The organism is Candidatus Poriferisodalis sp. (assembly GCF_965262965.1).
In the GTDB taxonomy this organism is placed as follows: Bacteria; Actinomycetota; Acidimicrobiia; order Acidimicrobiales; family Poriferisodalaceae; genus Poriferisodalis.
Map to the genome: position 1 here is coordinate 1,615,206 of NZ_OZ253573.1, position 14,438 is coordinate 1,629,643.

Sequence of the window (14,438 nt, forward strand, 5' to 3'; positions counted from 1 at the left end):
TCAGCGAATTTCATTCGACTGCCGGCCGAGCTTTGCGGCCGCATACCTGCCGAACTCGCGCAGGAATTCCGCGGCCACAAACTCCTCATGCACGATGCGACGGCCTCCGTCGAATTCAGCCTCGAGCGTGGGGTCCCACGGTGTTGGCCCGGCGGCCGCGCTGTCGTGTGGCAACGGAACGCCCTGTGCTGCGGCGCGTTGCACGGCATGGCGGTAATCGGCGGCCGACATCATCCACGGCGTGCACCCGCGGTCGCGCATGCGCCGGCAGATGGCGATGCCTGCTGCGTCGAAGTCGCCGTGATAGCGCAGATCAGCGCCGCTCGCAGCAAGCTGGTCGATGAGTTCGGTCACCGTGGATGTCGGGTTACCGTTGGTGCACACGAGGCCGAAGACGGCAGACGCGTCGGCGGCGCTCTCGACGACGCTCGGGTTCTCCACGACCAGGATTGGCGTGCCCGGCGCAACCTCGACCTGATGCTGGCGCAGTGCCCGCAAGCTCACGTGCATGGGCAGGCCGGCATCGGCGGCGCAACCGAGCATTGACGCCAGCGGCGACGCACCGAGCGGTCTCAAGCCCCATGTGAGCGCCGGAGCGGAGACCGAGTCCGCGGCTATTCCTGCCGCCTCCCACAGTGCTCGGCCTTCGACAGCGCTTTCGCTGAGCCCGACCACATGTCTCAGCGCTCGCTCAGCAGCCGCAGCGAGCTTCGTCTGCCTGTCGAGCGAGTGAGCCGAGCCGAACAGCTGTGCCGCCAACTCCGTGCGCGAGGCAGTCCGCGCCAGCGGATCGGCGCGAGCGTCGATGAGCCGGCGCACATTTCCCAGCAGAGCTGCGACCTCGCCCCCGTCGAGGCCGCTGAGCAACCCGGACCTGAGCATGTCTTGGCCCCAGTGAGCGGCCCACGTCTCTGGCCATCTCTCCAGTGCCGATTCCAATGCTTGTCGAGCCTGTCGCGCCCGCGCCCGGGCTTCGCTCCGTTTGCGCTTGGCAGGATCAGGCGGGCAGCCGAGGAGCGTCAACGCCGAGTCAAGGTCATGACCGAGTCCCAGTCGAACCAAGCCTGCTTCGAGTTCGGAAACATCGAGCCGCGATGTCGGCGAGCGGCCGATGAGCGCAGCCACTGCCGGCTCGCAGCGCGGCTCAATGACGGGCATCCGGATCGTGCCGGGCATGGCCCCGTCGCCGCGGTCATGCCGTTGTCGAACCGCTCCCCACAACGTAGCGAGGCCGGGATCGGCCAAGGACGCCGGAACCGACCGATGACTCACGGCTTCGACGCCAGCCGCCACTGCCTGCGAACCCTCAGGGTCATCAGACTCCGGAACGGGAGGTTCGCTCACAGCATCGATACCTCTTCATGCGAGACGTCGAGGACGTACCGCGCCGCTGCGGGCAGCACGACGACCTCGTCGCCGACCAGATCGACGAGCCGGTGGTCGGCGAGCAATTCGAGGGCTTCGCCCGCCAGTCGCTCGGGACTGTCGGCAAGCTGCGACCAGCACGAACGATGAGCGGCGGCCAGATCCGCGACGATCCCGACCACGACGTCACGGCCCACCGGCGCGTCGCCGCGCTGTGACAGCCGGTCGGCGAGCAGCAACGCCGTGTGGCCGACAGTGCCGGTCAGCGGGAACCGCACATCGGTGAGCTCGCCGACGGGATCGACGGCCATGACACCCTCGGCACGAGCCTCGATGTGCAGCCCGAACATCTCGTCGAAGAAGCCGGACTCCTCACTGAGGCGTCGCCGCAACTCAGTCCACTCGTCGGCATCGAAGTCGCCGCGATACACGACGGGTTCCTCAAGAATCCGGGCACGCATCCAGGCCCGGGCCGAATTGCGGCTGTCGGAACGCTCGAAGAGCTGCTCGGCGGTCTGGGCGCGAGCCAACACCGGCTGCGGCAGCATCGCCACTCGGTCGGGCCGAATCGCCAGCACCGCGTCGGCCTCGGCGTCATGTGCGTACTCGTCGATGCGTTCATGAAGCTCGGTCGCGAGACCGTGGGCGATCATCCAGCGCAACGCCATCACGAGTGCCCGCCGGTCCGACGGCTCGCTCCCGATAGTCACACCCGCCTCAGAGGCAGCGCCCTGAAGCTCTTGCACCAGATCGCGCAAGCTGATCACGCTGGGACCTGACACCACTGCTGCCAGAACAAGCGCCAGCATCAGGTACTCCGAGATACCGAAGGGACGTCGTTGCGCAGTTGCTGTGCGGAGCGGGCGACGTCGCACTGTTGCGGTCGTCTTGGACAGCCGGGCGGTGTCCGCAGTCACCTGCAGCCGGTAGCCGAAGCGCTGAGTGAACCACTGGTCGAGCTGCTGGCGGTGACGCCGTATCAGAGCGAACTCATCAGGGGAATGTTCGGCCGCAATCAACGGCCGCACAACCAGGCACCGTGCTGCCTCGCGGAGATCCGCGGCGAGTTGATCGGCATCGGAGGAAGGACTCATGCCGCCGTCTCCGTCGGCTCGGCCGCTGTCGCCACCAGCGCCGGCTCGGACACTCGCCGCCCAGCGGCGGTGTCCGCGACCGAGATCGTCAAGCCATGCAGCCGAAACCGTCCTTCGGGGCAACTGACCACCGTCTGCGCATGCTCGTCGCGCCGCAGCTCACAGCGAACGCCTGCCGACTCCGCCACTCGGGCGCCGGTGCTGCCGGCCGTTTGGTGCCCGCACAGGCCGATGAGTTCCCGGAGCAAACCGAAAGCAGCAGTCGACAGCGATACCCCGTCGATCCGGCCCGCGGCATCGGCCTTGGACAACAACTCGCGTGCCGTCGCATTCCGCTCGACGCGCTCTCGGTCGAGTCGCTCCCGAATGATCCGATGCTCGCTGCTGCGGTCGCGCATCGGCGTCGTGTTGCCCCGCTGAGTCCGTTCGCCTCGTTCGCGCAGCGAGATCGGCACCTGTGCCCGTGGGGCGCTCGCCCACGGTGTGGTGGTGGGTGCGGGATCGTCGGCGTCGGCGGCAAGCGTTCCGGCGTGACGGCACGACCCGAGCCCTAGCGCCGCAGAAGCCACATCGTGAGCCTCATGCGGTGTCGTCGCCGCTTCGAAGAACGCCGCCAGTCGCAGGAAGTCGGCGCGTCGCGATGTAGTCGCTGTGCCCAGGCGCGAGAGCCGGCTGAGGTTGGAGGTCAGGGTTCGCACCGCCGCCAAGGCTTGGTCGGTGAGCTGGCTCAGGCGAGATGGACGCGCTGGTGCATCGCTGAACCAGCGGCTCAACAAGTACCAGTCGTCTCGTTCTGAACCGCGAAGGCGGCGCGCCGAGAACATGTCGGCGAGGCCGGCTTCGTCGACACGCTCCGCAAGGCCCGCGTCAATCGACGGGAGCAAGGCGTCGAGGTGCGGCATGATCTGCTCCAAACAGCGCGAGATCGACTGCTGCAGTCGCTCGATCTGGGCAAGCTGCTCGCTGACGTAGCCGACGATGACGCCCGCGAGCAATTGCACCTCGTCGGCGTTGAGGTCGTAGCGGCTCTGCCATTGGGCGAGCTGCCTGAAGAATCCGGTCAGCTCCTCGGCGAATCGCTCGTGGATGTCGAACACAGCGCGCACCGCAGCGGTTGTGTCCTCGATGCCCAAATCGCGATACCCGTTTCGGGCGTGATCTGCGAGCAGTTGCAGGTGGCCCCTCAGATCGCTCAGCCGGCCGGCCTGGGGGTCAGCAACCTCGTCGATGCTTGCAAGCATGCGCTCGGTGAGATCGAAGACCTGCTGACCTGCAGGGGTGATGAGGTAGCGATGGCGTCTGCGGTTGTAGTCCTCCAAGCTGGTCGGATTGCCCGCATCGGTGGAAACCGTCAGATTGCCCCAGCGCCGCAGGCTGTCGAGGCGGTCCCGCACCACCTCGGCGCTCAGACGCACGCCCACCAGGCGGGCTTGTACCTCTTCGGGACTGAACTCGGTGAAGAAGGTGTCCGCGAATACGGCGAGAATGGCGCGGTACTCAGCCCACTCCTCGCCGCCGAGGTATCGGAACAGGTGGCGGACGCGCTGCGCGTCGGGCTCGCTGCTGGCCGCCGGCGGCACTTCGGCTGACCCCGCGGCAGCCTCGCTCATGACGTGACCACGCGTTCCAGCGTGTCGCCCTGCCAGCTATAGCGATCAAGCAGGATCGATTTCAGGCCGGCGTCGCGCACGATCTCGACGATGGACAGCTCGGGCACCGTGCGATGATCGCCCCACAATCGCTCGCTGGTGGCGATGAAGTCGAGATCCAACGAGACGAGCAGCCCGAACAGGGCGGCGTGATTGTCCGCGGAGACCTTTGCGAAGGCGTCGTCGAGCAGCACGAACCGTGCGATGCCCATCTCGCGGGTGCCCGGCTGAGCGCCTGCTTCAGCGAGTGCGTCGTAGGACGCGGCCACCGCCACGAACAGCGGCAGATACGTGACGAGCTTCTTCTCGCCCTCCGAAAGCGGCGTCCGGCGGCTGAGCCTCCCCTCAGGCGCTTCCGGGCGTGTCACCATCACGTCGAGGTCGTGCCACGTCTTGTAGTCGAGCGTCTCGGCGATGAGCTGGCGGTAGGACGCGTCAGGCTGATCGGCGCGCGCTGCGTCGAGCCGTTGCGACAGCGCGTCGCGGACTTCGGCGATCTCGTCGGGCGTGCGCAGATCGGGCGGCTTGGCGAGCAGCTTGACCATGTGCTTCGTCGAGGCGTCAAGCTCGGGCGAGCGTCGCCATCGCAGCCGCACACCCACTCGGTGCGCGGTGGCAACCGAGCGGAGCCGCTCGTTCGTGAGCTCGATCAGGTGCCCTGCGCCGTGCATTTTTTCTGCGATTTCCTTGGCGATCAGCCCTTGCAGGAGTTCTCGCAGTGCATCTTGCTGCTTGCGGTCGAGCAGGCCAGCGAGCTGGCGGTGCTGAGCACTCGCAACACGCAGTGCGGCAGGCAGAGTTGCAATGCCCGACGGCCCCGTGACCTCGACGTACAACGGTCTGGCTGGATCGGGCTGGAGTGCCACCGCATCCCAGCCCGCGCCGAGCGAGTCACGGCGCTGCTGCAGCGACTGGCGCACGCTGTCGGCATTCACCGCCGAGTCGGCTCCGCGTTCACCGTCTGCCGCGGCATTCAGCCGGCCGAGGTCGTCGAGCGACGCAGCGAGTCCAGCTGAACCGCCGCTCTGTGCTGCGGGCGGTGATGCGGTTTCATCGCTCGCGAGTGCGTCGAAGTAGCCCGGCACCCTGAGCACCTCTTCGAACTCGACCCGGCAGGTCTCGCACGACTCCTCGCTCCCCGATGCCGCTCGTTGCGCACTTGACGACGCGGCACGCGCTGACGCCCGGCGTTCAACGGCGTGTTCTTTGCGCCGGCGCGTCTCGGGCAGGCGACGTTCGAGCATCTCGAGGTCGGCAGCGAGCCGGTCACGCTCTTGGCGAATCCGTTCGTAGTCCGCGCCGACAGTTCGTTCGAGCATGTCCAGGCGGGCTTGCTCTCGGGCTCGTTCTGACTCGGTTTGCGCGAGTCGAGCGCTCGCCTCGTCACGCTGAGTGATGTCGTTGCGGCTCTGTGTGGCATAGCGCTCGCATTCCTGAACAGAACGTTGCAACGTCGTGAGTCCGGCGACGCAGGATGACACCAGCCGGTCGAACTCGGCCACTTCGGCAGCCACGCTGTCCAGCTCAGAACGGTCTCGCGGCAGCGACAGTGTCGTGGCGGTTCGGCGCAGCGCAGTGTCAGCATCATTGACGGCTCGCTCGGCTTGCGCCGCGTCGTGTGCTGCATCGCCGTGACGGGCTTCGGCGGCCGCCAATTCGCTGGCTGCTGTGTCCGCAGCGCCAGCCGCATGTTCGATGCCGCTCGTGTCCGGCAGTGCCGCGCGGTGGCGGTGGAGGTCATCGAGTGATTCCTGCTGCCGATCGCTCAGGTCAACCAGACGCTGCACCTCGGCTTGCAGCGTTTCCAGTTCCAGCCGCGCTGCGGCACGTTCGCGTTCCAAGGCATCTCGCCGGGCTGCTGCACCGATGAGCTCTGCGCGCTCCTTGGAGTGCCGACCACGCAGCAGACCTGATCGGAATGACCCGTCGGAAGCCGCGACGGTGAAGCCCTCGGCATTGACATCGCAGCTGATCGAGTCGAGCAGACGCGCAACAACGCTTTCGTCAATCGACCCAGCGAGCGCTGCTGGAACCGCCGGGCGCAGCAAGCGGCGCAGGGGGCGTGCGACAGGCGAGGCTGCAACGACGACAAGTTCTCCGCTGGCAAGTTCCAGCACATCGTCGGCCGCCACCCGGGCCGCGAGCAGTCCCGCCGCCTCGAGCGCTGCCTCGACGCTGGCGCGTTCGGGAGCGTCCAGTTCGGGCGCGAAGTCGACAAGGTCCGCGAAGCAGTGATCGGCGACAACTTGCCAGTCGAGCCGAGGCGGTTCAGGCTCGGCTCGGCTCAAGAGCTTGTCGAGCACAGCTTGCTGGTCGCGAACCGCGTCGCGACTGTCATCAAGAGCCCGACGGGTCTGCGCGACCGTGCCCGTTTGTGCCCCCACGGCAGCGTCGAACTCGGCGAGCAGGCCCACCCGTAGAGCAGCGATTGACGGTATCTGGTCGCCGCCCGGCAATTCAGCATTTCTTGAGGCCTTTGCGGCAACATCGGACGGCGAGCCGACAGACGCACAGAACTTCACTGCCGTCGAGGCCCACACCCCGACTTGGGTTGCCCAGTCACGTTGGGCCGCCGCCAGTGCCGTCCGCCGCTGCGCATGCTGATCAACGGCCCGTTGCTTGGCATTGGCTGCAACCTGAAGCGCGTCGGTTGCTCGGGTGAACTGTCCTTCGGCCTGATCGCACCGTGTGCGCGCTTCGGCGACCTGTTTGATGTCACGCCGTCGCTGCTGTGCCGCAGCCGCGGATGCATCAAGACGACGCTTGGCAGGGGTGGCATCGAACGACTCAGGGACGGCGATGTCAAGGTCTTCGAGCCGGTGGCGCTCAAAGACCAGCGCGGTGGGCGGACGTTCGGCAAGGCCGCATCGGGCCGCGATCTTCTCGGCTTGTGCGAGTCCTCCGTTCAGTTTGTTGAGATCGCCTTCGCTTCGGCCGACGGCACCGATGAGGTCCTCAACCGCGCGCCGCACACGTTCCTCGGCACCCTCGAGGCTGCGCTGCGCTTCGCCATGCTGCCGACTGAGATTGGTGACGAGATCGCGCACGCCGTCGAGCTGGCGCCCTTCCTGGTAGGCACTCGACTCCTCGATCGCCGAGATCTGGCTGCGCAGCCGCTCGGTGCCGCGCTGCTCGTCTGCAATCTGGGCCTCAAACCGCACCACCTCGACTTCAGCGGCGTCGACGGCTTTGCGCGCAGCTGCCTCGTCGCGACGAAAGCGCTGGGCTTCGTCGAGCTGGCGCCGCCCCTGCGCTGCTCGCTGGCGCAGGTCGCTCGCGCAGTACGAGCGGTAACGATCGAGCAGCCCGCCGACCGCGGACACCGTCCGTTCGAGTTCGGCGACGTTGCGGCGGTGATCTTCGAGGTCGTCGAGCGGTGCCGCTGCGTCGGTGAGTGCCTGTTCAGAGAGCTGCGGCAGAGCATCGGCGAGATCGAGCGGCAGATCGACATCTATCCGGTCGCCAACTCGCGGATTGCGGACCTTGTCGAGGAGCCGGATGTGCTGGTCCAAGCTGGCACCGCCGAACAGTCGCTGTTCGATGAGGCGCCGGTATTCCCGCCGATCGCGCTCGGCAAACACCGGGTCGCCGTCGAGCTTGTCGCGCAGCACCTCGGCTGACAGCGGAACACCGTCGACGACGAGATCGATGTCGATGCCCGGGCGCTTCGAGGTTGCGAACCACCACGTCACGACATTGTTGGCCGCCCGGTTCGCCTTGATGCCGCAGCCGCAGACGAAGAACGCGTCGCCGCACCGAAACTCGATCCACAGGTAACCCACAGGCTGGGAGTCGTCGCGTCCGCCGAGCATCCATGACGCCAACAAGCCGCTCTGATCGCGGGCAGCGTCGATGTTGCGCTGGCGAGCCGTCAGCAGGAACGGCAGCAGCATGTTCATCGCGGTCGACTTGCCCGAGCCGTTCACGCCTCGCAGCAGCAGCCGACCGCCGGCAAAGTCGAGCACCTCGTCGCCGTACTGGTAGACGTTCATGATCCCGGCGCGCTCAAGTCGCCAGCGCGTCGGCGGATCGTCAACGGCAGTGCCCACGGCGCAGAACGTAGCTACTGCATGTCACATGAACACGCGTCTCGTTCGGCATGCGGCCGGTGCTTGCCCAGTTGGCAGACGACTGCGCCGAACCTCGCCAGAGGAACTCAGTGTGCAGCGCGCCGTGCTACACGGCCGGGACGACTCTGAACGCTTCGGCGAGGCGACCGTTCGCGAGTCCCCCGGCGCGGGCGGTCTCGGTGCACCACTCGCGCAGGCGGCCGTCGAGGTCTTCCATGTTCTCGGTCTGGCTGCGGTGCTCGCGCAGCGCCGCCACCTTGGCGTCGAACGTGTCGGTGATGTCGATGTAGCGGTTCGGTTCGGTCCCGATCAGCCACAGCTCTTCCACGGTGTGCGGCTGATGGCCCTCGTCGAGCAGCTCAGGGAACGCACGAGGGTTACGGGAATCGGGGTAGACGGCAGCCAGCGCCGCAGTCGCGGTGGCCAGATGATCGGGATGCGAGATGTAGATCCGGTCCCAGTCCGGGATCGTCGTCTGGCAGATCACGACGTCGGGGCGGACCATGCGGATCACCCGTGCGATGTCGCGCCGCAGTCCGAGGTCGGCAACGACCATGCCGTCGGGATGCCCCAGCCAGTGCAGCTCGCTGACGCCAACGCACCCAGCGGCGGCGGTCTGCTCGGCCTGCCGAAGCGCTGCCAGCTCTTCGGTCGTGTGCTCGAGGTCGTCGCCGCCGGCATCCCCGCTCGTTGCCAGGCAATACTCAACATGACTGCCTGCGGACGTCAGCAATGCGACCGTCCCCGCCATCCCGAAGTCGATGTCGTCGGGATGCGCGACGACGATCAGTACCCGCGACGGCGCTTCTAGCTCGCCGCTGTCCGTGACGATGGAGCCCATGCAGATCGAACGATCGGTGCGATCGATGTCGCCGGGTCAGTCGAAGTACGGGTTCTCGCCAGAGTCGTGATCGGTGACGTCGACCACTCGCTCGACCTCGGGAATCAGCTCGCGCAGCGTCTTCTCGATGCCGGCGGTGACCGTGGCATTGGCCATACCGCAGCCCTGGCAGCCTCCGCCGAGACGAACAACGACGGTGTCGCCGTCGACCGTCACCAGTTCGGCGAAACCGCCGTGGGCGGCAATCGACGGGTTGATGCGCTTAGTGAGCACTTCATGGACGTTTTCCTCGACCGTGCCGTCAAGCTCGAGCGCAGCGTTTGGGCCAAGATCGGGCCGGTTCGGGTTGCGCAGCACGAGGCCCGGTTGATTCGAATTGGACGGCAAGTCGAGCGAGGCGCCGTCGAGCTTGGCGACATCGCGGTCGGGAATCAACACCGTCAAGCCGCCGCCGACCGCGAACGGCACGTCGGAAGAGTCGGCTTCGGCCAGCAGCTCGAAGGCGAGGTCGTAGGTGTAGTCGACACCCTGCGCACCCGTTACCTCGATGCGAAGCGCCAGCTGGTCGCCGTCGACCTCGCTGTCGCGCAGCTCGATCACCTTGGAGAGCGCTACCGGCGCGACATCAAATGTCTCGCGTCGCGCCTCCATCACCGACTCGCGCACTGCATCGTGGAGGGCCATGACCGAGAGCCTACTGATGCGCTGCGACAAGCCCTTGGGCAGGCTGCGGCTCGGCAACGGCATCGCGGTAGTGTCCGGCCGATTCGCCGGGATGCGCGGCTCGGATCCGCGACACCGGACCGGCGAAGCGAACGCGAGGAGAACGACCGATGGCATTCCGTGCGCTGATGCTCCATGAACAGGACCGCAAGGTCACCGCTGAGCTGGCCGATGTCGACGAGGCCCAGCTGCCGGACGGCAACGTCACGGTTGCGGTGGAATACAGCACCCTCAACTACAAGGACGGGATGATCCTGGGCGGCATCGGCCGGCTGGTGCGCAACTACCCCCACGTGCCAGGTATCGACTTCGCCGGCGTGGTGGAAGCATCGGACGACGGCCGGTTTGCTGCGGGCGATCGCGTCGTGCTGACCGGATGGCGTGTCGGAGAGGTGCATTGGGGCGGCTACGCCGAGCAGGCACGCGTCAACGGTGACTGGCTGGTCCGGCTGCCCGACGGGCTGTCCACCCTCGACGCCATGACCATCGGCACCGCTGGATTCACCTCGATGCTCGCGATGGCTGCGCTTGAGGACCATGGCATCGGTTCTGGGCCGGTGTTGGTCACTGGCGCCGCCGGTGGCGTCGGCAGCGTGGCAATCCAGCTGCTGTCCGCCGCAGGGCACGAAGTTGCCGCCTCGACCGGCCGACCTCTAACAGCCGACTACCTCCGCAGCCTCGGCGCCACCGAGATCATCGACCGGGCCGAGCTGGCAGAGCCACCGCAGCGACCGCTGGCCGGCGAGCGATTCGGCGGCTGCGTTGATGCAGTCGGCGGCACGACGCTCGCCAACGCGCTCACGCAGATGTCGTATGGATCCAGCGTGGCGGCCTGCGGACTTGCGGGCGGCAACGGCTTGGACACCACGGTGATCCCCTTCTTGCTGCGCGGCGTGAATCTGCTGGGCATTGACTCGGTCATGTGTGCGTTCGAGCCGCGCCAGCGAGCCTGGGAACGTCTCGATCAGCTGGCCGACCGTGACCTGCTGGCCTCGATGGCCACGACGGTGGGACTCGGCGACGTCGCTGCGCTGGGGCCGAAGATCCTTGCCGGTGAGGTGAAGGGCCGCACCGTCGTGGACGTGCGCGCCTGAATCGGCTACAGCACCGAGGTGATCGCGGCAAATCCGGTGAGCAGCATCGCTGCGACGATCAGGATCGCGGTCCACCACAATCCTGGGCTGCGCTGGCGCAGGGGGCGGAGATTTCCCGCAGCGTCGTAACGATTCGGTGGCATCTTGCGGGCCTACGAACTCTTCAGCTTCCAGACGGTGGTGCCAATCTCGTTCTGGACCTTCACCTCGATGTCCTGAGTGAGATCAGTGCCTGATTGCTCGAGCGTGCACAGGAACGGCTGGCCCACCGAGACAACCAGATACAGGCTGTCGCCGCAATCGGCCTGAACGTCGAACCCCAGCGCTTCAGCGGCTTCGGCCGCCAGGCTCGCCTCCTTCGCGATCACCTGCATCACGGCATGACGAGGACGGATCTCCTTGCGGCCCTGCTCATCGATGATGGTGACTTGCGCCTCGTAGAACTCGTTCTCCACCAGACCATCGCACAGGAAACTGGATCCGGGCCGGATCGGAGCGTCGGGAGGACAGTCGATGTCTGAAATCTCCGCTGGCGCCACCACGCTCTGCAGGTAGTTCTGCACCTCGCGCTCGATCGCAGTCTGTTCCGGGTCCCCGCCGCATGCAGCTGCGAGCAGGACGACGGTCGCCACAAGTGCAGCGAGCCTCGCTGACCGCTTTTTCGGCATCGGCGGCACGGTTCGCAGCGGCGCCGATCGCCCTCGCATACGGTCTGACTCCAGTGCGGATGGTCTCTGCAATGTGCCGACCTCCCCCTGGGGCTGACGGGACATTAGCTCATCGCAGGAACTGCTCACGCGCTCAGCAGACGGGGCGAAACCGCAGGTCATCGGCACTGTCCGAGAAATCGAAGTGCAGAACGCGGATGCACCCCGAAGCATTCGGCAGATGTCCGGCTACGGCGACGCTTCTGAACAAACCCACCGATGGTTGGCGACCTGCGTTGTGAAGCCAGTCGTCTCCTGCTCTCGTGTGCTGCGCTCACGGGCTGCTCGGCCCCCTAGATGAACGGGCGCTCCTGGAAGCGCCCGAAGACTTCGGCCAGAGTGTTGGTGACTTCGCCCACCGTGGCGCGCGAACGCACCGTCTCGATCAGTTGCGGCATGAGGTTGACATCGGTCTCAGCCGCGCGACGCAGCGACACCAGCGCCTCGTCGACCGCTGCCTGATTGCGGTGGGCCCGCACCTGTGCCAGCCGCTTGATCTGCCTCTGCTCATCGTCGTTGGTGATCTTCAGCAGCTCGATGTCGTCGTCGGAGCTGCCCTCGGTGAATGCGCTCGCCCCGACGACCACACGCCGGCCTGCATTCACCTTCTTCTCGAACTCGTACGCGGCATCGGCGATCCCGGACTGGTACCAGCCCTCGTCGATCAGCCGGAACGCACCCTCGAGCATCGAGCCGTCTCCCGCAGCGTCGATGTGGGCGAACATCTCCTCGGCCTCGGCTTCGAGCTTGTCGGTGAGCTCTTCGATGAACCAGCTGCCGCCGAGCGGGTCGATGACGTTGGCCGCTCCGCTCTCGTGAGCGATGATCTGCTGGGTCCGCAGCGCGATGCGAGCTGCCTTGTCGGTCGGCAGCGCCAGCGCCTCGTCCATCGAGTTGGTGTGCAGGCTCTGGGTGCCGCCCAGCACGCCGGCGAGCGCCTCGATCGCGGTGCGGGCGATGTTGATCTCGGGCTGCTGGGCCGTGAGGGACACCCCCGCCGTCTGCGTGTGAAAGCGGAGCATCATCGACCGCTCGTCCTGGGCGCCGTAGCGATCGCGCATCCAGCGCGCCCAGATGCGCCGCGCAGCGCGGTACTTGGCGATCTCTTCGAAGAAATCGATGTGCGCGTTGAAGAAGAAGCTGAGACGAGGCGCGAACTCGTCGGTGGACAACCCCCGCTGCGCGGCGGACTCGACGTAGGCGAAGCCGTTTGCAAGTGTGAACGCAAGCTCTTGGGCCGCGGTGGAGCCGGCTTCGCGGATGTGGTAGCCGCTGATGGACACCGAGTTCCATCGGGGCATCTCGTTGGTCGCGAACTCAATGGTGTCGGCGACCAGGCGCATGGACGGGCGTGGCGGATACACCCACTCCTTTTGGGCTTGGTACTCCTTCAAGATGTCGTTTTGGAGCGTGCCGCCGAGGTTGCGGCGATCAGCACCCTGTTCCTCGGCGTTGGCGACGAACATGGCCCAGACAGTCGCAGCGGGGGCGTTGATGGTCATCGACGTCGTGGTGGCCTCGAGGTCGATTCCGTCGTACAGCGTGGCCATGTCACAGACGCTGTCGACGGCCACACCGCAGCGGCCCACCTCGCCGAGCGACATGACATCGTCGGAGTCGAGGCCCATGAGCGTGGGCATGTCGAATGCCGTGGACAGCCCGCCGCCGCCGGCAGCCAGGATCTCGTGGAAGCGCGCGTTGGTGTCCTCTGGGGTGCCGAAGCCAGCGAACATCCGCATGGTCCACAGGCGGCCCCGGTAGCCGCTCGCGTGCACGCCGCGCGTATACGGGTACTGACCCGGCCAGCCGACCGCCGCGTCAGGTTCGCCGTCGGGCGCGTAAAGGGGATCGAGCTCGATGCCGCTCATCGTCTCGAAATCGGCGTCGCGCACCCGTGTGGCCTCAAGTTCTGACTGCCAGCGCTCGCGTGTCACAGCGGTGCCTCCTGTCGCCTGCGGCGTCGTCGATCACTCTCGAATACGACGCTCGCAGTGTACGCAGCAGGTGTGATTCGCTCAGTTTTCGATCGCTCAGGCAGCGATCGGGTCGACCGGCCCCTGGCCGCTTCCGAGTCGCCGCTGTGCCGATGCGGCAATCGCACGGGCGGTGAGGTCGTGTGCGCGCTCGATGGCGTCAGCGAGGCCAGCACCCTTGGCGAGCTCGGCGCAGATCGCCGCAGAGAACGTGTCGCCAGAGCCTCGGACGTTGCGCGTGGCGATCCGGGGGCCCGACAGCAGCCGCACGTTGCCGTCGACGAGAGCGACATCGGTGACCGAGTCGCCGGTTCGAAGTCGACCGCCGGTGATGACGACGGCCTCGGGCCCAGCTGCGGCAAGCTCGTGCGCAGCATCGAACCAAGCTTCGGGATCGTCACCGAGGTCGCGGCCGAGCAGCCGTCCGGCTTCAAGATGGTTGGGCGTCACAACCCGGGCCTGCGGCAGCAGCCGTGTCGCAACGGCGCGCTCGGCTTGCGCGCAGAGCATGGGCGTGCCTGCGCCATTGACGAGAACCGGGTCAACGACCAGCTGCGGCAGCCGGCGTGCTGCGAGAGAGGACACGACGGCAATGGACTCTGTCGTCAGCAGCAAACCCGACTTGGATGCTGTGATCGGCATGTCGTCAAGCACGGCATCGATTTGCGCAGCGACGAACTCGGCATCGATGGGCTGCGCTCCGCGGAACTCGACGGTGTTTTGAGCTGAGACCAGCGTCACGGCGAACGCGCCGTGCACGCCGCACGCAGCGAACGCCCGCAGGTCGGCTGCGAGACCGGCCCCGCCAGATGAATCGGCGCCCGCGATGGTGAGCGCGGCCGGCGACCAGGACCGCGCTGTGGGCGGCTGTGGCGTGTCAGTTGCCGTTCCGCCGGGCATGTCACAAGTACAACAGTTCAAT

Annotated in this window: 11 protein-coding genes; 1 reads left to right on the forward strand and 10 read right to left on the reverse strand. The window is 66.7% G+C overall.

Translation table 11 applies throughout. From position 1 onward, the window contains the following. The 6 genes from ACQY5K_RS07710 to ACQY5K_RS07735 form a co-directional block, all read right to left on the reverse strand. Window positions 1–1,344 (reverse strand): TIGR02679 family protein, encoded by a 1,344-nt coding sequence (locus ACQY5K_RS07710; protein WP_428121670.1) that lies wholly within the window; start codon window positions 1,342–1,344, stop codon window positions 1–3. After that, entirely contained in the window at window positions 1,341–2,459 is a 1,119-nt protein-coding gene (locus ACQY5K_RS07715; RefSeq protein WP_428121672.1) for a TIGR02678 family protein, read from the reverse strand. Before ACQY5K_RS07715 ends, ACQY5K_RS07710 begins: the two co-directional genes overlap by 4 nt. Next, window positions 2,456–4,069, reverse strand: coding sequence for a TIGR02677 family protein (locus ACQY5K_RS07720; RefSeq protein WP_428121674.1), 1,614 nt, complete (start codon window positions 4,067–4,069; stop codon window positions 2,456–2,458). The genes ACQY5K_RS07715 and ACQY5K_RS07720 overlap by 4 nt, the downstream gene beginning before the upstream one ends. Further along, window positions 4,066–8,157, reverse strand: coding sequence for a TIGR02680 family protein (locus ACQY5K_RS07725; RefSeq protein WP_428121676.1), 4,092 nt, complete (start codon window positions 8,155–8,157; stop codon window positions 4,066–4,068). Before ACQY5K_RS07725 ends, ACQY5K_RS07720 begins: the two co-directional genes overlap by 4 nt. A 127-nt stretch (window positions 8,158–8,284) precedes the next feature. After that, window positions 8,285–9,019, reverse strand: coding sequence for a PIG-L deacetylase family protein (locus ACQY5K_RS07730; RefSeq protein WP_419922311.1), 735 nt, complete (start codon window positions 9,017–9,019; stop codon window positions 8,285–8,287). Between the two features lie 36 nt (window positions 9,020–9,055). Then, window positions 9,056–9,766 carry a NifU family protein gene (locus tag ACQY5K_RS07735; protein ID WP_428121678.1) on the reverse strand — a complete coding sequence of 237 codons (711 nt, stop codon included), beginning with the start codon at window positions 9,764–9,766 and terminating at the stop codon, window positions 9,056–9,058. Between the two features lie 86 nt (window positions 9,767–9,852). Between ACQY5K_RS07735 and ACQY5K_RS07740 the strand changes: the two genes are divergently transcribed. Next, window positions 9,853–10,836: an MDR family oxidoreductase gene (locus tag ACQY5K_RS07740; RefSeq protein WP_419922309.1), complete on the forward strand. Its 984-nt coding sequence runs from the start codon at window positions 9,853–9,855 to the stop codon at window positions 10,834–10,836. Window positions 10,837–10,841: 5 nt separating this feature from the next. Here ACQY5K_RS07740 and ACQY5K_RS07745 read toward each other — a convergent pair whose 3' ends face one another. The 4 genes from ACQY5K_RS07745 to thiD all read right to left on the reverse strand — a co-directional run bounded on the left by ACQY5K_RS07745 (window position 10,842) and on the right by thiD (window position 14,416). Beyond that, the gene (locus tag ACQY5K_RS07745; protein ID WP_419922308.1) at window positions 10,842–10,979 is read right to left on the reverse strand and encodes a hypothetical protein; all 138 of its coding nucleotides are present in this window, start codon (window positions 10,977–10,979) and stop codon (window positions 10,842–10,844) included. Between the two features lie 9 nt (window positions 10,980–10,988). Then, complete coding sequence (locus tag ACQY5K_RS07750) at window positions 10,989–11,504, reverse strand: DUF4333 domain-containing protein (protein WP_428121681.1); 516 nt, start codon at window positions 11,502–11,504, stop codon at window positions 10,989–10,991. Window positions 11,505–11,836: 332 nt separating this feature from the next. After that, window positions 11,837–13,477, reverse strand: coding sequence for an acyl-CoA mutase large subunit family protein (locus tag ACQY5K_RS07755; RefSeq protein WP_428121683.1), 1,641 nt, complete (start codon window positions 13,475–13,477; stop codon window positions 11,837–11,839). A 96-nt stretch (window positions 13,478–13,573) separates the two neighbouring features. Beyond that, a complete protein-coding gene (gene thiD, locus ACQY5K_RS07760; protein ID WP_428121685.1) occupies window positions 13,574–14,416 on the reverse strand; it encodes a bifunctional hydroxymethylpyrimidine kinase/phosphomethylpyrimidine kinase in 843 nt (280 codons plus the stop codon). Between the last annotated feature and the right edge of the window lie 22 nt (window positions 14,417–14,438).

Coding starts and splice junctions, on each gene's coding strand:
- ACQY5K_RS07740 (WP_419922309.1), top strand. CDS start 9,853: ATGGCATTCCGTGCGCTGATGCTCCATGAACAGGACCGCAAGGTCACC.
- ACQY5K_RS07720 (WP_428121674.1), bottom strand. CDS start 4,069: ATGAGCGAGGCTGCCGCGGGGTCAGCCGAAGTGCCGCCGGCGGCCAGC.
- ACQY5K_RS07745 (WP_419922308.1), bottom strand. CDS start 10,979: ATGCCACCGAATCGTTACGACGCTGCGGGAAATCTCCGCCCCCTGCGC.
- ACQY5K_RS07735 (WP_428121678.1), bottom strand. CDS start 9,766: ATGCCGTTGCCGAGCCGCAGCCTGCCCAAGGGCTTGTCGCAGCGCATC.
- ACQY5K_RS07750 (WP_428121681.1), bottom strand. CDS start 11,504: ATGCCGAAAAAGCGGTCAGCGAGGCTCGCTGCACTTGTGGCGACCGTC.
- thiD (WP_428121685.1), bottom strand. CDS start 14,416: ATGCCCGGCGGAACGGCAACTGACACGCCACAGCCGCCCACAGCGCGG.
- ACQY5K_RS07715 (WP_428121672.1), bottom strand. CDS start 2,459: ATGAGTCCTTCCTCCGATGCCGATCAACTCGCCGCGGATCTCCGCGAG.
- ACQY5K_RS07730 (WP_419922311.1), bottom strand. CDS start 9,019: ATGGGCTCCATCGTCACGGACAGCGGCGAGCTAGAAGCGCCGTCGCGG.